Below are 25,778 nucleotides of genomic sequence, written 5' to 3'. Positions count from 1 at the left end.
AATAGTGGATGGGTGGCTTTGTATTGGAGGTTAGGCGAATCCTCCGAACAGCGGAAGTAGTGGGGTGGGAGTATCGGACTCGAACGCCTTCGGGCCGCTCGTGGACATCTCTCACAATGTTCGAGAGGGGTCCACAAGCGACTGCCAGAGCGCGAGCGGTTCTCGCCCGTTCATCCACCAGGATGTGGTTAGGTGGGTGGTCTCAGAATGGCACGCACCGCACGCTTCTTCGCGGGCCGACTCGCACTTGGCTTCGCCGCGTGCGACCTGTGCCTCACCATGTTCGTCGCAGGCGTCGCTCACGCGCTTTGGTGCCACGGGGTTAGTCGGACGGCCCTTCACAGGTTCAGGCCCGTCAGACTAACTCCCGTGGCCGCTCGGCCGGCCCGCCCAGCGCGCGCTGGTTGGTTGTTCTCGAACGTGCACGCTGCCCGCCCCCAGGGGCGCGGGGCGAAGGCGCGAGCAGCGCGCGATGTGTTGTCGTTTTTTGAGGAGAGTCACGGCTGGAGAGTTGTGGAGTCGGTGAAGACGCTGAGTAGGCGCCTTCGGTGTAAGAATCAGGTCGTATTGGATCGATTCCGCGAATACATCAGCATAGGTTCGATTCGCTCCAGGATCGAGAGCAACAGTACTACTGATGCTCGCTTGCGATGAGGAGCCTGGAGGTAGGTTTTCGTTGCCATCCATCGGGGTGACATCAGTCACACGGAGTCCAATAGTATGGGGAAGACGATGCTCGTTCACGAACTGAACACTTCCAGCCGGATAGTTGTCCTCGCTACTCGTTGCATACGAACAGCCAGCAAGTGTGCCGACAACTGATGTGCCAGTAATCGCTAAGAAACCACGTCGGCTTAACCGGTGGGAGGGCATCAATCCAGGGTGAGTAGACGTACGTTTAGTATCCTGCGAAACCACGTCAGTTGTCTCATTCACGTACGTCAACGGCTTCCACTTCGTCGACGATCTACTCGACTCAACAAGCGAGCGGGATTTTACCTCATAGTGAAGTTGGGGAGGATGTCAATTCTCAATGTCCACGCCGTACTTGTCGGCAACCTCGCCGAGTGAGTGCGTCTCACCACGCTCTCGCTGCTTGCGGCTGGTTTCAAGATCTTCAAGAATCTCTTCGGAGAGTCGAACGGGTGGATCAACCCATGCTCGAAGCGCGTCGCGGATGGCCTCCGACTGTGACGTGCACCCGCGTTTTTCGTACTCTGCGTCGATCTGTTCGATCAGTTGCTGTGGTACTCGGACGTCGATCTTCGTCGAACCATCCCCCTCACGGCCGTCGTCAGTATCAGTGCTCATGTGTTGTGAAACGCCTGTCTCACAGATTTACCCTCGGATGATATTAACCAACGCACTGCGGGATGAGACGCTGGTGTTGGTTAAGTGGAGTCGCACTTGTGCGAAACTGCGGAAGCACAACAGTCTCGAATCTGCAGAGCAGTACGTCTCTACTCAGGAAACGATCGCTGGAAGTGAAACAAAACGAAGGTTTCGAGCTGACGTTAGTTAAAACGAACACTCCATCCAGATCGATTCTCTCTTCTTATCTACTTGGCCACCCTATCTCGGCCAGTTCAAACCGACGCGTTATGATCAATAATACAGTACTTTTGCTGAGTGCCTACCTAACCGCATGCGGGATTGCCTGGTTCCTCCATGAATCAGCTCACTACGTCGTCCATAATCTGTACGCCGAGTCCGTCTCGTTCGGAGTGAATCGTCGAGGACCATACGTCGATGCTGTCTACGCTCCGTCAGCACCCGTGCTTGCACTGCGGATTGGGTCAATCGCCCCAACACTCATTTACACACCCATCGTTGCAATCGGCATTGTTGCGTACCTCTCGATGTATCCGCTCCCGCAATTAGATCCAGTTGGATGGACGTTCGTTGTCGTGCCGTTCGTCATTCTGATCGTTCCGACTGGTGCTGATATCCAGGGGTACTTGATGACGGCAGAATAGCTCATCATCGGCAGCACATCGACTCACTCTCCTGAAAAAACGGAGAACCAAGAGCTGCGGGAATATAGCTTCAGATTTGTGGTGGGATACGCAACGCGTCCTCGACCTCATAGAGATACCCCTTCAAGAGGAGTTGTTCGATATGTGCTCGCGCGTCTGCCGGCTCGAACTCGTGCTCCGTGAGAGAGCCGACAGCGTCCTCTCGCGTTCGGTGCTCGTCATCTGCTGTGTCGTCGAGGTACTGTTCGAGGTAGTTGAGAGCGTCTTCCTCACGAGAGGTGAGCGGCGTCCGCGAATTCACCATTGTCGTGAATCTCGTCGTCCTCGAATTTGATGATTGGGGTCACTCTCACGGCTCGGTATACCGTTCTGCTGTGGTAGATTCCCTGTCCTGATACAGCACTGTCTGCTCAACGCCAGCACGATGGGACATCGTGTACTCTCAGAAGAGGGCGGTCCTGGCGGGGAGTATCCAGTGAGTGGTGGGGAGTCAGCTAGACGATTTTGACGCAGACCGCCTCAGAGACGACGTGTTCGAACCGACCAGACGAATCTCGACGGGATACGTAGGTTCAACAGTTTCCGCAAAGAACGTGGAAACAATGGACCGTCTCGTATACTATCATCACCCCTGCCACGAGAACTTCTCTCTCGCGTTTTGCTCCGATTCTCTTGCTGACTTGCACAGTCATCGATCGGAAAGCGGCAGTGAGACGAAGATGATCTGCTATCCGTTCGACGAACCGGTCTACGGACTCTACGAAGGATCTGAGATAACGGAATCTGCAAGTGACCTCGAATTCGATTCGACGTGGCTCAGCGAACGACTCGAAGAGATGCCGCGTTCGACCACTGTAGTGACGTTCCGACTGATCGAATTGCTCGAAGCAGCCGCCGAGGTTCGCGACGCCGACGAGTTTCGTCTGTACAAGGACTTCGAGCCGAAACAGATCCATCGAGCACTCGAAAACGTCTCCTGGGGCGACTCACTGCCGGTCGTCGCCGGTGAGCTAATGTCGAATCTGGTCTTGCGACACGCGCTGCCAAACGCGAATCATCGGACGAGTATCGCGATGTTGCAGTTCTGTCTCGATAGCGTCGAACCATCGTTTGAAATGCCGAGTACGCACGTCGACGACGAGAATTGGACGGAGTGGGTCGATCCTTACATTGTCGAGTCGAAGCGACTCATCACCGTCCGCCGGAACAACGTTCGATTCCGTCATCTTGCGGATTTAGGAATCGATCTCGTTGAGCGAAAAGGTGGGATCCGTATACGACTGTCTGAGTATGATCTCGATATGCACTGGTGAGAGGTACTCAGCCACTACGCGGAACGCCACGAGAGACACTGCATCCAGTTTGCGGAGGAAGTCCTCGATCAGGCTGGCAGAACGGATCTCACTGAACGAACTGGTCCGACGAGGCGAGAATTCGTTGAGTTCCTCGAAAGTGACGTGGTCGACCGTGATCTGACGGAACTATTCTAATCAGTCGCGGAGGTCTGCAACCGAGCGACCGACTTCTCGAACGTATTCACTCCGTTCGATCTCCAGTTCTTCGGAGAGGTAGTCGAGTGTCTCGTCGAGGTTCATGTCGACAGCAAGGGTATCTGGTGGTATAAGACTAGTGCTCAACAAGAGAGTCGTATGCGACAGCGAACGCGAGCGGCCCTCGCCCGTTCATCCACCAGGGCGCGGTTGTGTGAGTCTCTGAGTGTGGCTGTGGTGGTCTAAGAATGGCACGCACCGCTCGCTTCCTACGGGCCGACTCGCACGCCGTGCGACCTACGCCTCACTGCGTTCGTCGCAGGCGTCGCTCACGCTCTTCGGAGCCACGAGGTTAGTCGGACGGCCCTTCACAGGTTCAGGCCCGGCAGACTAACTCCCGTGGGCGCTCGGTCGGCCCGCCCAGCGCGCGCTGGCTGGTTGGTTGTTCTCGAAGGTGCGCGCTGCCCGCGCCCCGGGGGCGCGGGTGAAGGCGCGAGCAGCGCGCGTTGTGTTGTCGTCGTTTGAGGAGAGCCACGGCTGGAGAGTCGTGGAATCGGTGAAGACGCTGAGTAGGCGCCTTCAGGTAAACCTGCAATGAGCATTGAGCATTCGATTCGATATGAAGTTTCGCATGATGAACAGACGGTTGAACAGGACACGGAGGCAGTAGATGAACCCGAGCTCCGAGGGTCGGTTGAACAGGAGATCCAGGGGAAGGTCGATACGAATCACCACGAGGCGGTTGGTCGTGGTCTGACGCTTGAGGCAGAGGAGAAGTTGGAAGCGAGAGAGATGGAACTCGGGCGAACGAGAGTGCGGTGGGATCGACGCCAAGAGAGTGATCGGGAAGCACGGACGAAAGACGTGGCAGAGCAGGGAAGTCAAGAACGAGGGCGGAGGTTCGAGAAGCGAGCAGCGAGCGTGGATCAGTGGCGCGATCCAGATGCGGTGGATCCAAGAGCGCAGATGGGTCGGAAGGAATTGGCGGGCGTGAACAAGCAGGCAGTGCGAATCAAAGAGCGGTTGAAAGGCGGGCCGACGACGGCGGCGATCAGTCGGCGATTAGCTGAGAGGGTTGGACGTACTGGGGATATCGTGGATGCGTCGGTCGAGATGATGGAGGCAGAGTGGATGAGCGACGGGGCGGTTGTGCCGATCGATCGGATCGAGGATGTGCCGAGAGGCGAGGTGAGCATTAGCGGGGTCGTTGAGGTACTATGGGAACCCAAGCATCCAGCGATTCAGCAGGTGGGGTTGATCGCCGACGAGAGTGGTCGGACGAAATTCACGAGTTGGGTTCGGTCGGACGCGCCGATCGTCGAGGAGGGTGAACAGGTGTTGCTACGGAATGTGGCCAAGAGCTGGTACGAAGGGCGGTGTTCAGTCGCACTGACGGGCTGGTCGGAGGTCAGATTCGACGATCGCGAGCAGTAGTGGTAGGATAGTCACTCGCATTCCTTTTTATTGTACGCCGGCCCCTCCCCAGCCGTCGTCCTCACTGCATTCGGACGCCCCTCGCGCGTTCTCGCCAGACAGTGGCGATTCATCGCGCGCCCAGAGGTATACCACCAGTTGATGGACAATCAACCAGACCTTGTTCCGTGCCATCGTACGCTCGGAGCAATGCTTATACACGATCCCACCAAATGTGGGAATATGACTAAAGTGGATTCGAAAGGCCGGATTGTCCTTCCACAGGATGTCCGAGAGCGACTGGGTATTACACCTGGAAGCGAAGTCGAGATTCGCGAGCAAGATGGTCACGCTGTCGTCGAGCCAGAGGACGATCCCGACGCAATCATCACCGATCTGGAAGCCCTCATTACGGACGCAACGAAAGGTCAACAGACTTCTTTCGAGGATCTTGGCCCACAGGCGAAAGACCACGTGACGACGATTCGGCGACAGGCCAACGAGATGGGCGATGAGTGACGGGCCATATCTCTTCGACGTTGGTGTGACCGCGCTGGCACACGCTGGAACGCCAGTCAGTGAGACAGCACTGTCGTATGTCCGTCAGGCCATTGCAGGGGAGATCGATGCGATTGTCCCGTATGCTTCCCTCATCGGCGCGCACCACGTCCTCACAGCTGTCTATGGATTCTCCAACGAGGATGCGACGGCGTTGATGGATCGATTCATGGATGCCACGCGAGTCCACTGGTACGAGAACATGCCCGAAGCAACTGTTCGAGATGGGTTCGAACTGGCAGGGAACGTGAATATCGATGGGTGGGATGGATACTACGCCCAAGTCGCACGGGAAGAAGGTGCAGCGACGATTCTGACGATCGACGACGATTTCCATCGACTCGACGATGTCGATGCGACAGTAATCCTCTCACGCGACGAATTTGCGACCCTGAATGAGTATCTTGGATACTGAGATCTCTGACAGGGTCTACAGGCGGATCTCAATTGATTCAACGCTATTGCCTCGTTTGACTATGACGAGGTGTGTGTGGAGGAGTGCTTGAAAATCGAGGACACGACGGTGGTCAAATGTGTCCCTGTGGTGGCACTCACGTCGACCGACTGGGCGAGATCGGTGGGATCGACATCATCAATCGAGTCTCGAAAGGTGCTGACGTCGAGCGAATCGAATTCGAACTGGTTGAGCCGTAGGTCACTCAGTTATCTACCAATAGAACTGCCAAACTCTACAGCCAAGGTCGGCAAAATAATCCTATCGAACGCGCGCTCCTCAAAGGGCCCTCTGAGCATTTGGCCACCCCACACCAAGAGTCTGATAGTATAATCTCAAAGGCCAATCAACCTTTGAGTACATTAGTGTATCAGGAGGGATTGACGCGTAGGAGTTAGTGAGCTTTGTCTAAGATGTATCTTGACGGCCGGTGGCTTGGTATATTGGCGAGATTCAGAGGATCTGTGCGCAGCTCTGACTGCAGAAGAGTCCCTTAGAGCATCCCTCTGGAGGTGTGCATCGTCGCTACTGGATGACGACAGAGAGGCGAGAGTTGACACTGATCTGGTCAACCAAATCTAGAAACCGGATGCCGAGAAGAGGCCGAAGAAGGTTAGAAGTCCGTAAACGTCGATTGTTCCCCTGGATTGGCGGACTCTTATTCGCTCTCACGTCTCTCTCGATAGAGTTCGTAGCCATCGAAGTTAGCGTCAATCCAGACATTCCAGAACTCTTCGCGTGAATCGTATTCGACCGTATTATAGGAGCCGTCACCCTGCTCCTTCCCTCGGCCATGGGCATACTCGTGGTGCCTATCACAGAGTACAGCGAGGTTTTCTTTCTTATGTGGCCCACCCTGCCCGTATGGGATGACATGGTGGACGACCGTTCCCTCGGCCCCACAAACGACGCACTCGCCGTCGTCACGCTCACGGACCTCCCGCTTGAGTGCTGGAGGTGCCCGGCGGCTCTCCGCTCCCCGCTCGGACGAGTAGGTAATTCGCCGAGCGTAACTGGCAGAGCAATCGGCGACACGTGCCGTGAAACGGTTGTCCAGTCGGAGATACGGAAAGTCCTCTTTGAGTCGCTTGACCACGTCTTTCTTCCGGTCTTCTTCGTAAGGATGGCCTGCAACATCGCGGTAGAGAGCCGTCAATTCCCGTCGAACCGATTGCTCTTCTCTGGCTAGCGAGATCCACGCTGAGTCATAGCGACGGGTGTACTTTCGGACGATGGAATCGATCCGTTCTAGACGCTTGAGGAACGCAACACGGTCCTGCTTCTCAGGGTCGTTTTCGTGATGCTCAGCGTACCACGAGGACATAGACCCATCCAGGCTTGCACTAGTTGAGTAGTGCCATGTTCCCTCTTCGTTGCGGATCTCTGGTTGACCATCGCCATCGCTCTCAACGGTGAATTTCTCGGCCTTGTCGCCGAGCCACTTGTGGGCGGGAACTGTCCGAGAGCGAAGGAGGGCTTCGCGCTCATAAGGGACCCACTCTCGCCGACGAAGGAGGCTGAGGTATCGTTCTCTATCGGGTGCGTTTGCTCCTAATGTCCGCGTCAGCGTTTCGAGATCGCCAAGCTTGGTCTTCCACTCAATAGCAGTCGAAATGGGTAGGTCAAAGTGGGAAGCGATGCGCCCAATGGCCTCAACCTGGAAGTCATAGAACGGCTCGGGATGTAGGTTTCCCGTGACCTCTTCGCGTGTGATCCGGATCATTCAGCAGGTGAAACTATAGGTGAGTATTCACTCATAATACCTCTTCTGTCCTCCACCAATGCTGTATTCTCTCATCATCCCTGTTGGGATTCTAATTTTAGAGAACTACCATGACGAGAGCCTAACTTGATTGTATGCCGATAAACAACACTATGACCTAAACAATCAACCCGGCGCTATGATCGCAACTCTAATTCTGGTGATATCTCTTTGGTTTTGTTGTTGCAAATGTTTGATCTCGGGAACTTCTGGGGGGTGATCTCCATCTTGTATAGATAGCTAGTATTCCCCCTACTCAGCTGGTGGAAGCTGGGACAGCCAATTTAGGACTGTTTGCTCAGCATCGTCAACATCTGAGATTGAGTTCGTCCCACCAAGGAGATTCTTCACACTCTCACTCGTTACTGCTGGTTCTACAACAGCCGCTTGTTTGGCTTCGGCAACCTGACTACTTCGAGTAACAGAGGACCCACTCTCTCCACGCTGACCACAGACGAACTCCACATTATCGACTTCTGCTGGAGCAGCTTCGCGGACGAGCACTTCAAATAGTGGATCGCCAAGTAGAAGCAGCCGAATCGACGGGAACCGCTCAGCAATCTCTGGCTTGAAAGTCACAACAACACCGCTACCCCCTCCAAGCTCTGCCTGAGCTGTCTCTCCGAGCGACTCCGGCATTGCTACTGCATTCTCCTCTGGCAGCTCCAAAACGTATGCATCGTCGACGATATCTTCGAAGTCGTCGGCGCGGGCATGGTTCCGGAGGGCAGTAAACGACCATTCTGTCTCTTCGAGGCGGTCACTTTGCGTAAGCTGTGTCTCGATCGTCTCCAAGCTCACCAACGGTTCATACGACCGATCACCGGTCCCGATCTCATCGAATGCAGGATAGCAATAGGGTTCCCACCCGTCAAGTCCGGAACTCTCGATTATCGCCTCTTTCGTCGATACCTCTTCTGGCTCACCTGCTAGCCCAGTCTTCTCGGCTTTCGCCTGAGCACGTTTTGCCCGTGAGTCCGCTTCTTCGACAACTTGCTCACTGGGTTCTCTGGCAGCCTCCGACCCGGAACTGCCCATAACGGCGTCTTTGATGTCCTGCTCGATACTGTTCAGTACCGGACGCATAGGCCCAACCACGTTCTCGAACAGCTGCAACCGCCCCTCCAGTTCTTCGTAGATGTCGCCGTCGATGCTGTCCTTGTAGGCGTAGTTGATGATTTTCACGACCTCGTTCTTCTGGCCAATCCGGTCGATTCGACCGATGCGTTGTTCAACCCGCATCGGATTCCACGGCAGATCGAAATTGATCAGCGCATCTGCAGTCTGGAGGTTCAACCCCTCACTCGCGCTGTCTGTACAGATCAGGATATTGGTGTCCCCGTCAGTGAAATCGCGCTTGATCGCCTCTTTACCGACGTTCACCCACTCTCCGGATGTTTCGTCGTATTGCATCCCGCCACCACCACTGTACGTACCGACGTTCGGATGCGTGTCTGTCAGGGTCTCACGGATATGCTCGAGGGTATCGTGATACTGCGTGAAGATGATAATGTTATCACGGGCGCTCTGACGGAGTGAGCGAATGTCGCGGCGCAGCTGCGCTACCTTCGGGTCGGTGTGGGCTTGCCTGAGATCGTCCACGAACTCTTGGAGGGCCGTCCGCTCCGCCTGAATCACGTCGGCGGCACCACGACTACTCGGCTGATAGGCGTCGAGGGACGCTTGGCCGATCGCCTCGTCGATGGTCGCCTCCGTCACTCCGGCGTCCCTACTAAGCTCGGAGACTTCCTCGGTCATGTCCTCAACCTTCTCGTCGAGCTTCTCCATCCGGCGCTGGAGGCTCTGCTTGATGGCGTGGAGACTGCTCGTCAGGCGTTGACGATACGTGGTCATCACGAAGCCCAACGCGAGCTTCTCCTTCCCCGTCAGGACTTTCTGCGACTGCTTATACGTCTCATCAATATACTGCTCTACCTGATCGTACAGCGGGGCTGCGTCACCCAGCTCGATACGTTTTGTCTCGACATCCCGAGTCGGAACCGTATCGTCGAGGAGCCCCAGATCCTGACACTGCTCCAAGACCGCTCGAGTATTCCGGAAGATGCGGGACTGAACCGGTGTCGCCCACTGAGAAGCTTCCACAAGTGCGCTCCACTCCGTTGGCCCACAGTCGAAAATGAGCGAGCGAGGATCGTCAAAGCGAGGTGAGGTTTCGCGCACGCCGACGAGTTTCTCGAGGGCTTTCCGCTGTTGAATTGACTCCGTGTCCGTCGCCTCGACTAGCGCCTTCGCCTGCTCGTCGTAGCCGGGATTCGACGTGAGATGTTCGTGAATGAGTTTCCCGAACCGTTCAATTCTCGGTCGGCCTTCGTCCTCCTCCAGATCGAGCTCTTTCTGGAACTGTTGGAGAACCTGTTGCTGTCCATCGGCTATATTCTGATACCGAGAGCCGACGGAACTGAGACTATCTTCGAGTGCTTGCCGTGTTTCGAAGAACTCAACGAATCGGTCCTTGTCGTCCCAACCCTCTGGGAGATCACATAGTCGAAGGAGATCGTAGAGCTCGCCAACATTCAGCTGCATGGGCGTCGCCGTGAGAGCGTAGAGACACCGGGAGGCCTCTTCGGCCTGTCCGAGCAGGTCGTAGAGTTTCGTCTCCTCGCGAGCACTGTGTGCCTCGTCGACGACCGTGAGATCCCACACACTCTCGTCGGTGCGTGGAGCGACGTGTTCCTGATTACCCTCGCGGCGGGCGGTATGCCACGACTCGATCACGACGGTTGGCTCATCTCTCTCCGTAACGAACGAACCAATCGGCGTGTTCTCCCACGTGTCGGCGTCGACCGCTCCGGATGTGGGTATGCGGTGATCCTCTGCGTCTCCGAGAGGGCCGATCATGTAATCGCCGTCGTAGGATCGTTCGTGATAGTAGGCGTGGATATTGAAGCGGTCGAGGAGTTCGTTCTGCCACTGCTGAACCAACCCTGCAGGAACCAGAAACAGCGCTTGCTCAGCCTCTCCGACCTGCATCAGCCGTGAGAGGGTCAGGCCAGCCTCTATAGTTTTGCCGAGCCCCACCTCGTCACAGAACAGGAGGTTGTTCGGGTAGATACTGACTGCGGTATCGGAGATCGTTCGCTGATGGGGCCAGGGGGTGACAGTACTGATATCCTCTGCGAGATGGATACCTCCCGGTGTTCGTCCGGCGACCGAGACGACACCAGCGGTATCGTCTTCGGGTACCGTCGTCTGGGGGTCGTGATTCTGGACCCGCTCGACGTGTTCCTCGAGCGTTCCATCGGTATCCTTCCAGTCGATGAGGTCCTGGCGTGCAGCTTCGTCGAGCTCGAAGACATCGACGGAGGGGTGGAAGCCGTTCCAGAGTGCGTTGAACGTCGATACGTCTTCCTCGACGTACTTCGCCTCGCCGCGGCTCCAGGAGCGATGAACTTTGAAGCGTTCGTAGTTGTACTGCCACGCACTGAGCGTCTCGTTGATACTTCCCTCGAAGCTGATCTTATTGCCCTCGCGATCGACACCGATGCCGAGCTTCGGGTGGAAGAGTCCGTCACCGCCTTTGGGGTCGCCGACCTTGATTTGGAGGTCGCCGCGGTCGAGGAGGGTCGCGATGATGGTGAGTTGGGACTCAACCCACGGTTCGAGGGGTTCATCTGCGTCAGGGAACATCGCTCCCTTCTCGCGCTTCTGGAGATCGGCTCCAGCGATGACACGTACTGTTCCATCAGTCTCGAGGAGGGAGTCAACCCCTTCGAGAGCGTGCGCCAGACTACGCAGACTCAGATAGCCGGCGAGCCGGTCGTAGCGGATGACCTCGTTGAGGAATGGCCGGTAGAACGTCTCCATGAGCGTCCGGTTGGTCCGGAACTCGCTCTCGTACACCGGCTCCCACGAGACGTCCCTGAGGGTCATTTATTCGAACTCGTTGAGTGCTGCTTGACTCTCTCCGTCGTCCTCGCCTCGAACGTTGAGATTGATGTTGCTGATGTCGATATCGAGGTATTCGCCTGTGCGTCCCGAGAGGATATCTCGAAGAGACTCCGCAGTGTCGTGTTCTGGGGGGAGTACCTCGAGGAGAGCGGTGACGGTAGTACGGAATCGCTCGTCATTCTTCAGGCCGCGATCGGATAGCCACTCCCAGGCAGCTTCTGGACCTTTGGTTTCGTAAACGTGGATGGCAGAGTGGACGGTGTCGATCCCATAGCTGAACCGTTCACTAGTCGGGTCGACCGGATATTTCCGACTAGAGACATCCTCTCCGTTTTCAACACGTACGATGTCCTGTACCCGGTTGCTATGGGTTTTGAGCTGGACATCACCGCTACTTTTACCCCAGATCTTTGTATCACGCTTGACATCATCTATGTTGACGCCGACGCCAATTCCAAGCTGCCGAGCTTCGTCGTAGGGCATCGTATCAGAGTCGTATATTAGCCATGAGAGGACGTACCACCGGGTAAGACCATCGAGCTCGTCGAATCCCTTCGTTTCCAGATACCTTTCAGCCAAGACTTCGGCGACGGCGTCACGTGCAGCCGTCAGGGCATCACGTGGTGGGACCTCATTTCCTTTCTTATCTACCACTGGATAGTTATCAGCAAATACGCGCAGTGTCGGACCGAAGGCTGCGATAATAGTGTCTGTTTTAGTAAGACTCAACCCAGAGTCCAGCAACTCACGCGCAGCATCTTTTGCCGCATTACGCGTCTTTGATTTAACATCTTCCCACAGGGTTGCCTCTCCCGTTCGCTCTTTTTCTGTCTCAGGTTTTCGTCCAGTGAGAAGGATTGTACTATCTGCGCTTTGAGTCTCCCGTTTACCAGCTCGGACTGGCATCTCGCTGGTAATTGGATGGGTCGCAGTTATTGTAAACCCAGACTCAATCAACGAAGTGGAAAGTGTATCCCATGCATCCGTTTCTTTATGTGTGAACATTATCGTCAGGACCCCGCCTGGCTCAATGACATCATAAAGTTCAGAGAAGATTGACGACATCTTACTCTCATAGTCGTCCTTGGCGAGCTCTTTCTTCGATTTTTCCCCCTCTAATCCTTCGAAGCGTGAGACATTAGCTACCGCCTCATCATCTTTGTTTGTCAGCTCAGATGCGTATAGACTCGGGTGTATCTCGTCCAAATAGGCCTTTTGGAGCGTATAGAAGACATCAGATAGCTGTGCATACATGATGCTGTCATAGTAGGGCGGATCAACAACGGCAGCTTGTACCTCATCAGTCCCAACCTGATCTGTGAGGTTTGCCGCATCACCACAGTAGACTTCAGCAGCATTCCGACCGGCCGTCATCTCTGCTAGTTCTTCGTAGGAGTCGATAACCTTCCGAGATAGATCCTTGTACCCCATCGTATCTGCCGCGAGGTTGTTGTCACAGAAGATACGGCAGAAAGAGAAGTTACTCCCAACGAAGATCGGATTTGGATAGCCTTTCCCCGTATCCCACGAGGACAATCGCGAATTCCGGTCAACCATCTTACTGGCGGCGATAGTGAGAATGGTGAGAAGTGCTTCTGCGGTCTTTTCGTCGTGCTGTTCTCGGATTTCGTCCGCTACTTCGTGAAATGCTTGACAGTATTCGTAGTGAGAAACTAGCTGACGAGGGCTAAAGACATCTCGCCACTCCTCCATTCCATAAGTTGCTGGATCGGTGATTCGGCTACTTACTTCAACTTTCTCTGGGAGGAAGGTCAGGAGGTCGAAATCGGATTCAATACGCTCTTCAGCCTTTTTGAGCGCTTGCTGGTCGATTTCTTCGCCAGCACGGTAACCAGATCCACCCCGGGGATCGTCGTATTTAACCCCGTATATCTGATACTCAAACTTCCCTTTCTTCAATAGCTCTCTCGTCTCTTCGTATTCTGTAATCACCCCGCAGTGGGGGCATTCCACATCCGAACGAGATACTGGACCATCCGATGGATCGAAATCTATAGTCGAATTTTCTGTGAGCTCAACGCATTCATACGACACGTCTCCGTTCTCGTAGTGGGGTTTGATCGCGACGCCTTCGCTGGCGCTACGTTTGTGGAGCCACCACTTCGGCACCAACGGGACCGTCCCAGCACAGGACTCACACTGAATGTGGTACGTACAGGCTGAGGCCAGCACTTCACGACCATCCCGCTTCGTAGGGTACAGATCGTCGAGCTCCTCGCTCGCCTTCTTTTGGATCCGGTCGCGCCATTGGTAGAGTTCTTCTTCGAGCGATCCGACCTCCGGCGCGTATTCCAACATCACCTTCAGAATCACCGACGGGACGGGATTCAGCTCGTTCGCGATGGTGGGCAAGTCGTAGCGGATTGACTCGAAGGGAATCACTCCGCCACCAGCAGTCGCATCTAGAACAGTCGGTAATTCACCATCCCAGGTCTCTCGCAAAGAGGTATGTAGGTCTGCGAGTTCGTCTTCGGTCGGGGTCTGTGTGAACGGCCTTGGGTAGCCATACCATTCACCGAGCGTGCCATCACGATCTCCTTCGCTCCTCTTGCGCTTTTGAACGTACTCGCTGATGTTCTCTTCAAGACCATCTGGCCCGATCTGCATCAGCGACAGCAGTTCATCCGCGCTCGTTCCCTCCTCCATTACTGACCCGAGGATGGCAAGGCGAGCTGCAGGGGTGGGGCGGCGAGCGAACCACGGGTGGATGTACCGGTGCGGCGGCATGTGCTTCGGGTTCGCTTCCTTGAGATTCTCAATCCCCACCGCCTTCAGGGGAAGTTCGCCCTCGATTGCCAACGAGGTGTACTCATCGTCAGATTCTGATTCGGTCTCGGATGTCGTGTGAGAGTCGCTCATAATATCGAAATCCCGTTAGATGTGGTCGGCGAGCAGAACGCGAAGTGCTTTCGTACCGCTGGGCGAGGACGGCGAGCGAGCCTTGGCGTGCCAGTAGTAGCATTCACCCAGGCTCATCTGGTCGATTCCCTTTGCGACTTCTCGGAGACGGTCTCGACGTCGCATCGGCTTCATCGCACGGAACGCGATCGAGAGCCGAACACCGGCCGCTTCGGGGAGACTCACGCTTGCTGGGTCTCCTGTACAGACGGTTTCGGGATCAAGACTCAGCTCACGGAAGGTCGATTCGATGAGGAAACTGACTTCGTTGAACGCCCCGCCGCGTAACGTTGCGATACGAATCGCACACCAGTCATCCCAATCGTACGCCGCGTCATCTGCCCCGGGGAGTTCGGACGGAGAACGGTCGCCGATAATGGCCTCCTCCAGTTCACGTACTGAGACGCTTACCCCTTTTTGCACTCTCTCGAACCGTTCTCGTCGAGCCGTCGCGATATCACGGGGCGCCAGCTCGTAGAGCGTGATTTCGTGCTGGTCGTCGACCCGATCACGCGTCAATACGAACGTCGTCCGATTTCCGTACGCGCCGGTAGTGAAGGCGAACGAATTCCCCTCGGCGATGCCTTGGCTCATACTTGGGTCACCTCGCTGGATTCGATCACACGGATTTGCGTGTGCATCGTGACAGTGAATGCGTTGTCCACAGCGAGGAGTTCGTCAAGTGCATCGAACATCTCCCCATAGATTCGATCGTCTTCCTTTTTGAATTCGATGGCGAACTTGGCCTCTGCGGTTCGACCGCCGTCCGGATTCGCGAGATCCTCTGGCTCCATGTTAAATCGGAGGTGGCTTGCGAAGACCTCCGGGCGTCCATTGAAATCGACTTCGAACTCTGATTTCGAGTCGGCTCCGTCGTTGGCTTCATAATCGAAGTCCATTGTGGTGTCTTCCGCGAAATCATCTGAGTTGCTGAGCTTGTTCGCGGTGAACCACGCACCTTTCCACGCATCAGCCCCGTCCAGATGGATCCAGACGCCTTCGACGATGGGCGTCAGTTGGTCAGGGTGTCCGTCGTACTCCTCGCGAGCGCTGGTAAGTTCATCCGCGATGTCAGCCCGCATTTCCTGCAGGGCCCGAGAGACGTGTGCGGGCTCAGAGGTGCGAACTTCGATGAGTTTACTGAACGGCTCAGGTTCGTCATCGCCACCTGAACTGCCGCCGCTACTGCCGCCAGTCTCCTCATCATCGTCGTCAGTAGTCTCGTCCTCTTGCTCTTCGGCTTCGTCGGGTTCCTCCCAGTCGATCTCACTCCCGACGTCGTCGACCAGCTCATCGAGCGAGGTGTAGAGTGTGTGCGACTGCGAGAGCTTCACGTCCTGATAGCTGAGGCCCGCGTGCAGATTCTTCGCATCGTCGATTTCGTGATCGGTTGCCGTGAGCGTCGTCTCGGGCGTGTAGTACCCGGTCTTCTGCTCCTCGTCCCAGTAGGCGTACCTGTCTTCACGGACGAGCTGGGCGATCGTCTTTCGCAGTGGGATGGGTGACAGGAGAATCTCCGCATCCTGGCGTTTCCCGAACTGTTCTTCGATTGCTCTCGTCGTCATCGAGGTCGAGCCGACGTTCCAAATCGTCGCCTCGAACCAATCAACACCGTAGGCGTCCTCTCCCTCGGGGATGATCGCGCCTGCTTCATCGAGCTTCTCGACGACACTCTGATGGATGGTGCTGTCGGTCGTGACGTTTCGATGGGGCAGGCCATCTCCAGTCGGAAAGTAGAGATGCGTATACGCCTTTTTGATGTCCTGATCGAGCGTTCCCTTCGCGCTATCGAGACGCTCACCGAGCTTGTCCTGCTGTTCGGTGTTGAGATCGTATTGATCGCCGAGATTAGACTGGATGTGTTTGATGGCGGCGACGCGCTCTGCGGTTCGCTTTGCGTCGGTCACGTCGTTCGCACTCGCTGCGAGGAAAACGACGTTGTTCTTGAACACTCGTGGTGTCTTCTGCCCCCCACTCGACGATGCTGTATTCTTGAACAGCGTTTGGATCGCCTCTGGGACAGTCTCGTAATCCGTGATGGTGACCGTATCGAAGTCCATCACGCACAGATGCGCTTCGTCGGCCGTATCCGGGATTTCGTGCGGCTCCTCCGGTCCGACAATCACGTTCAGACTACCCTGACCGAGCGCTTCGTCGAGGGCTTCTTCGAGATGCCGACGGGCGAGCCCGTCTTGTAGCTGCTCGACGACGGAATCGATGAGTTTCGTAAGGTTCGCCTCTGACTTGAACTGGATTTTCTCACCGTTGTCGCCGTGCAGGTAGAAACACGCTGACCGACGTCCCTCTCCAAGGAGGTTATTCAGCGCGTCGTCGTAGTGCGCTAGCTCGACTTCGGTGTTGGCAATCGCGTGCCGAAGAGGCCGGCGTGTAGTGCCGCGACCGTCGGCTCCCTTTACGATGCTATTCCAGAGGATCGCCGTCGTCAGATGTGTTCCGAGTGGGGGATGTCCGTTCTTGACCCAGTTCCGGTCTTCTTCCTCTGCGTTCGCCGTTCCATCTTCCGAGAAGATGTCGGCTTTGATCGCGGCCTCGAAGTCCATGTCCACCGACGAGAACAACCGGAGAAGCGTCGAACGAACGTCCCCATCGGAGGGATGTATATCGAACAGACGGACGAAATGGCGTTCTTGGTAGTCGCTCTGGTGCTGCCAGAGTCGGTAGACTGCGCGGGAGAGAAGCTTGAGTGCACCGCGAGTGCGCTGGAAGGATGGGAGGGAGTCCAGTTCTTCAGTGAGTGTATTGATGACCGTCGGATGAATCGGGTAGCTGTCTTCGAGACGGTCCTGATGCTCCGGATTAGTCGCACTGTCGGGGAACGAGTCACGATCACCCGTGTAGAGGGACATATAGGCATCAACAGTCGCATCACGCCCATCTCCCGCGACACTCTCGAACAAGCGGTGGCGCAGGACGGCCGCAATTTCATTGTCCTCCGTCGGTGTGATGGATCCCTCGACACGGTCGCTGATACTGTTGAACTCAGAGATGGTCTCGGAGACGAGTCCACGGACATCTTCGGCTTGGTCGGCGAAGGCGGTGTCCGCGATACTGAGGACAACTGTGACCTTGTCGTTATTCTGTGTCGCGGACAGCAGCGACATCAGGAAGGTATTCGTCTGCTTTGCGAGCGTCGAATCCCCGATTTCGACAGCGGCAGCTTGCTCGAGATATGCGGCAATCTCGTCGATGAGGATGAGCGATGGATTGTCGTTCCGCTCAAAGAGCCGCTCGAGTTTGGTTGTTCCTGGAGGCGTACGGTTCTCGTCGTTTTCGCGAAGGAACTCGTAGCCTTCCCGTCCGAACAGCTGGTAGGCCATTTCCCCCCACATCGTCTTCGTTGCGGGGGCGTCAGGGTCGTCGTAGTTCGAGCGAGCGTCCTCGGCGTCGACATGGGTGCCCACGAAGACTGCCGAGTTGACGTCGAGGCCAAGTGCAGCGGCGTCAGTATACTCGTCCGCAATGTCTTGCTCGAGGATGAAGTCAGACAGATCGGGGACAGCGCTCGGCGACTCTGCGAGGTGATACGCGGCGATCTGGTTGTGGGTTTTCCCGCCACCGAAGCTGGTGTCGAGTCGGAGAATGCCGTTCGTGCCGGTGTAGTCGCCGTTATGTGCGCCGACGAAACGGGTTGCGAGACGTGTGAGAAGCTCCTGCAGACCGCTAGTGGGGTAGGTTTTCTCGAAGAAGAGTCGAGGATCAGCGTAGACATCAGGAGCGTCGTCGCTGTGGGCGACATCCGCGAGGCTAGCCGCGAATTGGTCTTCAGCGAGTTCACCGGTGAGAACGTCCTGGCGAGGTTCGCAGGAATCGAAAATACTCGGTGGGCGATTCATCGTGCCGGTGGTTGTGGGCGTATCGCTCATTCGTTTGGAGAGGTGATATCGTTTGCGCGTTCCTTGAGGAGTGTCTTGATGACGGAATCGAGGGATGTGTGGTCTTCTTCGTCCTTCATTTCCACTAACTGTTCTTTCATCCAGTCCTGTACTCGTATCATTGGCATAATTGTATCACGAAATGTCCGGTCCCCTGAGTTTCGAGCACAGTAGGTAATCAAGATGTATACAGACTGTTGACTTAGTCATTTGGTATTTATAAGATGAATTTAGTATAACTGATCAGTAGCTCGGCTATGATACCCCCCCTCTAGCCAAATCTCACAGCCAATTCGCGAGATTATTAGCCATCTCTTTGTAGCTCCGATTTGACCCGACCAGTATGACGAAGCCGGATATTGAAGTCCTTGACGACGGCGACGCCCATCCCTATTCGTCGCATATCAGCGTAGACGGTACAGAACTCCAGCTCGGTGACCTTCTCCTCGTGTTTGGCTCTCCTGACGACAATGGTATCAGCTTCTTTGAGCGCGTATACGGGTTCACTTGGCCGGGAATTATCACACACATCGTCAATGGCCAGGTTCCTGCCGAATTCCACAGTTTCGATGACTTTGCTAAAGACCTCAAAAGCGGGAAGCTGGCAGTCGCTCGCAAGCGCGAACAAATGAGGTTTTTCATCAAAGATGACACTGTACGCACGATCACTCTCTATCGATACCAGTACCAGGGTGGGTGGCAGTCGATCCTTGTCGATGAGCGAAGAGAGCCACTCGAGGATACCCCCTTCAACGAATCAATCACTCTCTGCGAGGACGGAGAGCAGGTGATTGAAGAACTACTCGGGACGAATTCCCCTGATAGGGAGCGAGAGGTTCAGCATATTCGTAAATTTCTACGATCAGCCGGCTATCATCTAGACAAACTCTCTAACTCGGACGCTTCTCCAAATTGACGCGCTCGAACGCGTCAGTTTCGCCAACCTTGCGTTCCAGCAGCGAGGCGAGGTTGTCGTTCGCAGTAGCGAATATGATCTGGCGGTCGCCCCTGACCGCGAGTTCGATCACGAGATTAAAGAATGACAGTGTGTTTAACTCATCCAGATGCGCGAACGGCTCGTCTAACAGCATCAGCGGCGGCGCAGAGTCGTGTGCAAGATTGTTTGTGACGAAGATCGCCAAAACGAGTGCCGTTCGCTGGCCGGAACTCATCTCATCGATCCCTACCATCTCCCCATCTTCCCGACGGACGACCTGCAAGTTCTCGTTGTCATCAGTGAGTTTGACGCGCTTGAAATCGTAGGGTCGCTGGAACACTTTAAACAGTGTTGTGACTATCTCTGTGTACTCCCCGAGTACCTCGTCGAGACTCTGTTCAACACCTTCGAACGTCTCCTTGAGGTAACCGTGCGCCTCTTCAAAGCGTTCAACATCATCTTCCAGACGGTCGACCTCCTCAGTCTTTGCCTCGATCTCCTCCGATAACTTCGAAGCTGGCTTAGATACGGTTGCGTCCGCGGCCTCTTCGACTGCGAACTCAAACGTCCGACGGTCGGATTCGACCGTGAGACTGGCGTCGAGCATTTCCTCCGGCCACTGGTCTTCGAGTACATCGAGGCCCCGATGAATAGCCTCCAATCGAGTTTCGCAGTCGTCGATCTGTCGCCGTATCTTCGTGTTTTGTTCGAAGCCGCATATTCCCGAAGTCTGCTCTTCGATGTCGCTCTCGGTCTTCTCTACCATCGTTGATAGCACCTCATCGGCAGACCGTTTGTCGACAGTCTGGTTCTGTGCTAACTTAGCGATCACCTCCACCGTATCGAGAGTTGTCTCGGGGGGTAGAACTCCCTCCTTACCGTCCGCAACGAAACCGAACAGCCGCGGAACGTCGTCGAGGCCACACAGGCGGTCGCTGTACCGACGAATCTCGTTATCAATAGCTGCTAGGTCAACCCTTTTGACAATCTTCAGCGCCTGCTCGACGTTCTCCAGGGACTCGGTGAGGCTCTTTGGAACACCGCCAGCGTCGTGTGTGTACTCGGGCTCCTCGCGTGTCCGGATTTCCTCAGCAGACTGTTCGATGTAACAGGCCGGACAGTGTTGAACATCTTCCTCGTCGGTGATTTCAAGGTACTCCTCAGTGTCCGCACGGATCTTTTCACGGAGTTCTTGCCGGCGTTCCTCTAGATCGCCAAGTTCCGCTAGCCGGTTGCGGGTCTCCTTCAGGTCCTCTAGCCGTTCGCGTAGTGCCGTCTCGACGGTCGCGTACCACGGCTTGGTGGACTGAATCGACTGAATCTCGTCGACTTTGGGATCTGTCTCCTCGATTCCCCGTACGAGCTGATGTGCTTCCTCTGGGCTAATTCCATTAGCAACAAAGATGAGTCTAGTGAAGAACGTCGGGAACGGTAGTTCTGGATTCGACTGGCACTCGACGTGATTCACAACCTCAACGAGTCGGCGCCGCTCGTCTTTTAGTTCCCGAACATTCTTGAGGTCCTTCTCTCTCTGCTGGAGGAATTCGACCTCATTGTCAAGCTCCAGCCGGAGGTCGCGGGCCGTCTCCCAAGTCAGGTCTGACATTGAGGCATCAAGTGCCTCCTCAAGCCGCTCGAACCGCCCCATCCAGTCTCGCCATCGTGAAATCTGTTCATTTGGCGATTCCTCGTCATTCCGTCTCACTCCGTCTGTCCGTTCTCTTCCACCCCCCGAGTCGTCGTTTTCGACGAGCGAAGACGCTGCCGGGGAAAGGTCGCGTTGGGCGCTCCCGAGTGTCGAGAGCGCTTCATTCACCATATTACGTCGATTTTGGAGTTCTTCTCGTTCCGATTCTATGTCCTCGATCTCCTCTTTTGTATTCTCGATCTCTCCATCGAGCATTTCCAGAAGTTTGTCCTTCTCCTTCCTAGCGTACGCGAGGTCTTCACCGTAGAGGAAATTCCGGAAAACTCGTTCGATCTTCAAGTCGCTCGGTGATTCGAGCAGTCGCGTCGTCTCGCCGGCCTCGTGGTAGTTGACACGGTAGAACTCAACATGCCGTCTCGCCGGTCCCTGGGGTCGGAAACCGAACCAGTCGGCCACCCGGTCGTTCACCAAATCTGAGTCCCTCGGTAGCGGTTCGTCGTTGCCCTTCAACGTGACACTCAGCTCGTCGTAGGTGCCAACACGGTCATCGTCACGGCGCGTCTGGCCGACGAGACCCATCGTGATCCCATCGAGAACACTGGTCTTACCAGCCCCGTTTCGACCATACAGGAGGGTAAACTGCGACGCTTTGAGTCGCTCTATGGATGCGTTCTTTCGGAAGTCTCCCAGTTCGATAGTGTCAACGGCCGGTGGGCGGTCGCCGGTCGTAGGCGATGAAGGGACGTTAGCGCCATCAACATCATCTATGTCAATTCCCAGCAGTCGCTCGAACTTATCGTCGCGGCTGGTGCTTTGATCCAACAGGAACCCCAGGCCATTGCCGGTTACTCGCTGGAGGAGCGCATCGCGCCCGAAATCGGCGTTTACGCCGGACAGTGCCCTGCGGCTGTACTCCAGCGGGCGTAGGAACTCCTCCAGCGACTCACGTGGAACACACCGCCGGATGGCGAATTTGGTCTCTCTCTCAAAATCGCGGCGAAAATCGTTTTCAGGCTCACTATCGTCCTCGTAGACCCAGAAAAGCTGGATGTTCCACTGGTTCGGCGTATCATCGTCGTAGAACTCAAGTTCGAGCTGTCGTGTGTCCGTCTCCAGCAACCTATCCCAATCGTGGTCGCCACCCGTTAGAAATCGGACGAACAGCACTTCGTCATCGAATCCCTGTGCTCGGTTTCGTTCGATTCGGTACAACGAGTCAACACTCTCCACTGAGTAGGCCTCGTCACCATTGCCATCCACAGGATGGAGCTCTGTAATCTTTCCAGTCTCTTCCAGCTCTGTAGGGATGTCGGTCATCGATTCACCCCGACGAATTCGACCGGCGAACTACTCGCAGTGACGTCTTCAGGTTTGAATCTGCCATTTGTCACGTCTTCTAATCCATCGATTTGTTTCAGTTCCGTATTCCCTGGCCAATCCATCAAGACGAGTGGCTTAAAATTCCGGTCCTCTTGGTAGTCCCACAACATGGCAATATCGGTGAGACGTTTCCTGTGTTCTCCCTGCGTTGGGTTATAGAGTAGCGACAGCGAAATGTCAATGCCTCCCTCACTGCTGTCAGTTGCGTTGACCGGGATATCCAGCGGTCCACATTGGTCGGCGAGGTCGATGGAACGACTGTACTCCTCGTTCGCCGCTTCAAACGTCTGGAGGAGCAATCTCGTGTTCTTCGCTACGCTGCTGTCCTTCCGGTGTCCATGGGCCGCGAATGAATGTCCCAGTTCTTCATTCCCGTTCGCTTGGAGATTCTTGAGTGCCGCCAGCGGTACGTCCCACCTCTCATCGAGACTACCCACCTCTTCCATCTGGAGTCGCCAGAGTGTGACAGCGGCGACGAGTTCCGCGTCGCGTGGTGAGTCTGGCAGTTGACTCTGTCGTTCCCTCAGTTTACAATCTGAACACGTCCGACAGTCGCAGTCGTCACATACCTCACATCCACACTCGTCTATCCCATCAGGGTGTTCGTCGTACGCCGACCCGTTCCAGGTTCGCGTACACAGTATCTGTGGCTCCGGCCGTAGTCCCTGTGCCGGAGCAGGTCCATTCCCTTTGCGGCGCATACGCAGTCGACTTACCCCGTCATCGACCAATGTCCAGACGTATTCGGCGCGGTTAGACGAGCTCACTCCGTGTAGACCCCCGTTGTTGTATGTTCTATTGTAGTTCTCGAATGACGACCACTCTCGAGCCTTCTGGTATACACCCGAATACCCCCACTGTACGCCGTCTCCGTCTTCGCCTGGGATAGCCCCCCAGTTTGCACAGATGTAAGTTACATCGTTCCTATTATTGAAGATACGTGAGCGAAAACGGGTCCACTCTGGGTGAAACGGCTTCGGGTTACACTGTGTATGGACGAGGATATTCCCTCTTTGGATGTAGTTAGCAACTTGATTTCTGAGGTCATCATTCAGCAGGTCCGAACAAGTCCAGACAACGATTCCAGCTCCGCTTGACGGCCCGAAGTGATGTATTCGGTTCCCCATCGCAAGGTTGTCGGCCTCGTTAGGATTCGCCCCTTCGCTCATCGGGTGAGTCTTGTACTGGATCACGACCGTCGGCTCGTCGATATCGCCCAACGCGTCCGCTCGTAGTGGGACGATCGTTGGGGTAACGAACTCCTTGCCGGGGTCGTCGGGTACGTCCTCCCCTATCACGTGGAAGTCTTCTTCGAGGTTCGCGACAGTCTCTTGCATCGTCTCAATCTCTACTGGGCGACAGCCGAGGACAAACAACGGGCTCGCGTCGGCGAACAGTTCGTCGTGTTCGAACACCCACTCCACATTGTAACTCCACTCGGGAGCAATCGCGAGGTCGTTGTCACCTGCCAGACTCAGGAACGAGTTCGCCCTTCGTCTTGCTTCTCTTGGTCTGGGTAGCGACCGAATGTCATCTACGACTGTCCCGGGCTGCCACAGTACGATGTCCTTCTCGCGGCTGTCCTCAAAAATAGAATATGTACTCCGTCGGAATTCCCCCGCAATCCTGTCGACCGAGTGAATATCATCGCCGTCTGGCATTCGAAAAACGATTTGTAACCTGCTTACTTAAATTATCCGTACAGTAGTATCTCAATCGTCATTCCTTGCCGCCCTTTCTCTGTTAAAGCCGTAGACAGCGCGGGGGTGGAGAAACGGTCGTTACCTTGCATTGCTAACGGATTCACACCTCGGGTTTCGACTGATTGCATAGTTCTGTAGACCCGAGTCACTTTTGACCAGCGGAGCGTCAACCGATCTTACTGAGAGATGGGACGATTGATTACCAATCTGTCTTCATTCTCAAGTTTCAGCATAACACTCTTACCAAATGTTTGTAAAGTATCCTCAACCCGTGTCCGTTCTAAAGTTGTGGCGACGGTGCTGTCGGTGGCATCGTCTGGTGCACCCGCGGTTATTAGCAGCTCTATCTTCAGGGGATACGAGTAGAGGTCAGCTAGGCTCTGGGTAGTTATTTCTAGATGTGATATCTCGATGTTACTGTGGATCCTTCTTTTCGTCCTCACTCTGTCGTAGAGGGATACACAGGCGTGGACTGCTTTCAATTAAATAGAGTCAAAGTCATGATTTGGTACATCTGTCGGTCGGCTTGAATGGATTAGCTTCTTCCAGCTGAAAACAAACGTAGACCGTTGGCTATGATCCTTGAAAATAACTATGTATCCATGGCATAATTACAAAATATGAACGTCAAGCCAACAAATGCTGCAGGAGTCATTACTGTCATTGGCATTCTATCTTTGACACTTGTAGTTGCATTGGAGTATCTTCAGTACATTAATATGGTCGTATTCTCTCCACCATATAAATTTGGAGCAGTAGCCTCAATTTTCACTGGCTCTATTTCTCTATTCTTATCTCTCTGGTTGGTAGCGCTGTATGCGGAACAACGCAACATAGCTGATGAGCAAAAAGAGACGGCTATAGATCAGGCAAATTTACATGAGGATCAACGAGACTATATTGAAAAACAGACTGAATTTATAGAATATCAAACAGAACTCATGCGTAAGCAATCAAATATAATGGGAAGCCAGCAGAAAATATCTAGGAAACAAAACGAATATATAAAAAATATAAACTCACCTCGTGTTGAAATTGAGGAATGGGGTGCTATTGATGATAGGATCTTCATACGTTTAAAAAATTCTGGTGAAGTCGGGGTAGAAAATATACAGTTGAGGATTGGAATTACACCAATCACGGATAAAGACATTTCCATCTCTCAGATTCCTGACTTTGAGCGTCAGCAGTCCCCTGACGGGCACTGTTCGCCGATATTAAATACACTCCCAGCTGACGGGGATTCATACAGGGCCAAAGGATTACCTTTCTTCTGGTGTAATTACAACGGTAACGATACTTTGTATGATATTTCCGGTCCAAGCTCTTACAGCACCATTATTGAATCGTTAAAAAAAGCTCAGATCGATGAAGAACATGGTATTTCTTTATTTGACCACATTGGAGAAATCCAAGTGTCATTTAATTTAGTGTGGGAATATGCCGATGAACAGCAGTCCAGAACAATCTGGGTGTTGAACTCGCTTGGAATGCCGAAATCCATGAACCGCCTTCTGGAAGAACCACCCGATAAATCACATATGTCTCCAGAATTTGTAGAGCCGGACAATCTTAAGCAAGATAGTGCGCTTTAATAATCGGTCTGTTTTTTTGACTGATTATCGCCCTCTCGTCTACTGGTATTATATTATCTCGAAGAGTGCCCTTTCTCAGTTGTAGTCGGGGACAACAACTCGGTTCTACGGGAATAACGTTTTGTCATCATAGAACTTAAT

At 54.6% G+C, this 25,778-nt stretch carries 15 protein-coding genes and 2 pseudogenes; 7 read left to right on the top strand and 10 right to left on the bottom strand.

The window, feature by feature from the left end:
- Nucleotides 1–1,023: 1,023 nt before the first annotated feature.
- Both AC5FRW_RS12870 and AC5FRW_RS12865 read right to left on the bottom strand, forming a co-directional pair.
- Nucleotides 1,024–1,311: a ribbon-helix-helix domain-containing protein gene (locus AC5FRW_RS12870; protein WP_493568866.1), complete on the bottom strand. Its 288-nt coding sequence runs from the start codon at nt 1,309–1,311 to the stop codon at nt 1,024–1,026.
- Nucleotides 1,312–2,046: 735 nt separating this feature from the next.
- Complete coding sequence (locus AC5FRW_RS12865) at nt 2,047–2,280, bottom strand: hypothetical protein (RefSeq protein WP_493568865.1); 234 nt, start codon at nt 2,278–2,280, stop codon at nt 2,047–2,049.
- Between the two features lie 298 nt (nt 2,281–2,578).
- Here AC5FRW_RS12865 and AC5FRW_RS12860 point away from each other — a divergent pair.
- Nucleotides 2,579–3,466 (top strand): annotated as a pseudogene (locus tag AC5FRW_RS12860) (DUF8172 family protein).
- Here the strand turns inward: AC5FRW_RS12860 and AC5FRW_RS12855 are convergent.
- Nucleotides 3,467–3,613 carry a ribbon-helix-helix domain-containing protein gene (locus AC5FRW_RS12855; RefSeq protein ID WP_493568864.1) on the bottom strand — a complete coding sequence of 49 codons (147 nt, stop codon included), beginning with the start codon at nt 3,611–3,613 and terminating at the stop codon, nt 3,467–3,469. It abuts the pseudogene before it with no gap.
- A 447-nt stretch (nt 3,614–4,060) separates the two neighbouring features.
- Between AC5FRW_RS12855 and AC5FRW_RS12850 the strand changes: the two genes are divergently transcribed.
- The 4 genes and pseudogenes from AC5FRW_RS12850 to AC5FRW_RS12835 all read left to right on the top strand — a co-directional run.
- Nucleotides 4,061–4,900 carry a DNA-binding protein gene (locus tag AC5FRW_RS12850; protein ID WP_493568863.1) on the top strand — a complete coding sequence of 280 codons (840 nt, stop codon included), beginning with the start codon at nt 4,061–4,063 and terminating at the stop codon, nt 4,898–4,900.
- 222 nt (nt 4,901–5,122) lie between these two features.
- Nucleotides 5,123–5,398 carry an AbrB/MazE/SpoVT family DNA-binding domain-containing protein gene (locus tag AC5FRW_RS12845; protein WP_493568862.1) on the top strand — a complete coding sequence of 92 codons (276 nt, stop codon included), beginning with the start codon at nt 5,123–5,125 and terminating at the stop codon, nt 5,396–5,398.
- Complete coding sequence (locus tag AC5FRW_RS12840; protein ID WP_493568861.1) at nt 5,391–5,852, top strand: type II toxin-antitoxin system VapC family toxin; 462 nt, start codon at nt 5,391–5,393, stop codon at nt 5,850–5,852. The genes AC5FRW_RS12845 and AC5FRW_RS12840 overlap by 8 nt, the downstream gene beginning before the upstream one ends.
- Before the next feature lie 116 nt (nt 5,853–5,968).
- Nucleotides 5,969–6,091, top strand: a pseudogene (locus AC5FRW_RS12835) (alanyl-tRNA editing protein); the annotation flags it as partial.
- A 458-nt stretch (nt 6,092–6,549) separates the two neighbouring features.
- On the opposite strand, the gene AC5FRW_RS12830 reads toward AC5FRW_RS12835, so the two are convergent.
- The 5 genes from AC5FRW_RS12830 to AC5FRW_RS12810 form a co-directional block, all read right to left on the bottom strand.
- Nucleotides 6,550–7,614 carry an HNH endonuclease gene (locus AC5FRW_RS12830; protein ID WP_493568860.1) on the bottom strand — a complete coding sequence of 355 codons (1,065 nt, stop codon included), beginning with the start codon at nt 7,612–7,614 and terminating at the stop codon, nt 6,550–6,552.
- Between the two features lie 291 nt (nt 7,615–7,905).
- Nucleotides 7,906–11,544 carry a DEAD/DEAH box helicase gene (locus AC5FRW_RS12825; RefSeq protein ID WP_493568859.1) on the bottom strand — a complete coding sequence of 1,213 codons (3,639 nt, stop codon included), beginning with the start codon at nt 11,542–11,544 and terminating at the stop codon, nt 7,906–7,908.
- Nucleotides 11,545–14,442 carry a DUF1156 domain-containing protein gene (locus AC5FRW_RS12820; protein WP_493568858.1) on the bottom strand — a complete coding sequence of 966 codons (2,898 nt, stop codon included), beginning with the start codon at nt 14,440–14,442 and terminating at the stop codon, nt 11,545–11,547.
- A 15-nt stretch (nt 14,443–14,457) separates the two neighbouring features.
- Nucleotides 14,458–15,075: a DUF7680 family protein gene (locus tag AC5FRW_RS12815; RefSeq protein WP_493568857.1), complete on the bottom strand. Its 618-nt coding sequence runs from the start codon at nt 15,073–15,075 to the stop codon at nt 14,458–14,460.
- On the bottom strand, nt 15,072–18,365 hold the full coding sequence (locus tag AC5FRW_RS12810; protein ID WP_493568856.1) for an ATP-binding protein: 3,294 nt from the start codon (nt 18,363–18,365) through the stop codon (nt 15,072–15,074). Before AC5FRW_RS12810 ends, AC5FRW_RS12815 begins: the two co-directional genes overlap by 4 nt.
- Before the next feature lie 352 nt (nt 18,366–18,717).
- Between AC5FRW_RS12810 and AC5FRW_RS12805 the strand changes: the two genes are divergently transcribed.
- Nucleotides 18,718–19,290: a hypothetical protein gene (locus tag AC5FRW_RS12805; RefSeq protein WP_493568855.1), complete on the top strand. Its 573-nt coding sequence runs from the start codon at nt 18,718–18,720 to the stop codon at nt 19,288–19,290.
- On the opposite strand, the gene AC5FRW_RS12800 is transcribed toward AC5FRW_RS12805, so the two are convergent.
- Complete coding sequence (locus AC5FRW_RS12800) at nt 19,265–22,276, bottom strand: chromosome segregation protein SMC (RefSeq protein WP_493568854.1); 3,012 nt, start codon at nt 22,274–22,276, stop codon at nt 19,265–19,267. The genes AC5FRW_RS12805 and AC5FRW_RS12800 overlap by 26 nt on opposite strands.
- Nucleotides 22,273–24,000 carry a hypothetical protein gene (locus tag AC5FRW_RS12795; RefSeq protein ID WP_493568853.1) on the bottom strand — a complete coding sequence of 576 codons (1,728 nt, stop codon included), beginning with the start codon at nt 23,998–24,000 and terminating at the stop codon, nt 22,273–22,275. Before AC5FRW_RS12795 ends, AC5FRW_RS12800 begins: the two co-directional genes overlap by 4 nt.
- Before the next feature lie 662 nt (nt 24,001–24,662).
- On the opposite strand from AC5FRW_RS12795, the gene AC5FRW_RS12790 reads away from it, so the two are divergent.
- Nucleotides 24,663–25,637, top strand: coding sequence for a hypothetical protein (locus tag AC5FRW_RS12790; protein ID WP_493568852.1), 975 nt, complete (start codon nt 24,663–24,665; stop codon nt 25,635–25,637).
- Nucleotides 25,638–25,778 lie beyond the last annotated feature (141 nt).

The sequence above is a fragment of the Halomicrobium sp. HArcht3-1 genome, assembly GCF_058933345.1.
Note: the sequence above shows the minus strand (reverse complement) of the source record. Positions and strands in the feature narration are given on the sequence as shown.

Bases quoted from the DNA above. Each gene is read 5' to 3' on its own strand.
- AC5FRW_RS12870 (WP_493568866.1), bottom strand. From the start codon at position 1,311: ATGAGCACTGATACTGACGACGGCCGTGAGGGGGATGGTTCGACGAAG.
- AC5FRW_RS12865 (WP_493568865.1), bottom strand. From the start codon at position 2,280: ATGGTGAATTCGCGGACGCCGCTCACCTCTCGTGAGGAAGACGCTCTC.
- AC5FRW_RS12850 (WP_493568863.1), top strand. From the start codon at position 4,061: ATGAGCATTGAGCATTCGATTCGATATGAAGTTTCGCATGATGAACAG.
- AC5FRW_RS12845 (WP_493568862.1), top strand. From the start codon at position 5,123: ATGACTAAAGTGGATTCGAAAGGCCGGATTGTCCTTCCACAGGATGTC.
- AC5FRW_RS12840 (WP_493568861.1), top strand. From the start codon at position 5,391: ATGAGTGACGGGCCATATCTCTTCGACGTTGGTGTGACCGCGCTGGCA.
- AC5FRW_RS12830 (WP_493568860.1), bottom strand. From the start codon at position 7,614: ATGATCCGGATCACACGCGAAGAGGTCACGGGAAACCTACATCCCGAG.
- AC5FRW_RS12825 (WP_493568859.1), bottom strand. From the start codon at position 11,544: ATGACCCTCAGGGACGTCTCGTGGGAGCCGGTGTACGAGAGCGAGTTC.
- AC5FRW_RS12820 (WP_493568858.1), bottom strand. From the start codon at position 14,442: ATGAGCGACTCTCACACGACATCCGAGACCGAATCAGAATCTGACGAT.
- AC5FRW_RS12815 (WP_493568857.1), bottom strand. From the start codon at position 15,075: ATGAGCCAAGGCATCGCCGAGGGGAATTCGTTCGCCTTCACTACCGGC.
- AC5FRW_RS12810 (WP_493568856.1), bottom strand. From the start codon at position 18,365: ATGAGCGATACGCCCACAACCACCGGCACGATGAATCGCCCACCGAGT.
- AC5FRW_RS12805 (WP_493568855.1), top strand. From the start codon at position 18,718: ATGACGAAGCCGGATATTGAAGTCCTTGACGACGGCGACGCCCATCCC.
- AC5FRW_RS12800 (WP_493568854.1), bottom strand. From the start codon at position 22,276: ATGACCGACATCCCTACAGAGCTGGAAGAGACTGGAAAGATTACAGAG.
- AC5FRW_RS12795 (WP_493568853.1), bottom strand. From the start codon at position 24,000: ATGCCAGACGGCGATGATATTCACTCGGTCGACAGGATTGCGGGGGAA.
- AC5FRW_RS12790 (WP_493568852.1), top strand. From the start codon at position 24,663: ATGAACGTCAAGCCAACAAATGCTGCAGGAGTCATTACTGTCATTGGC.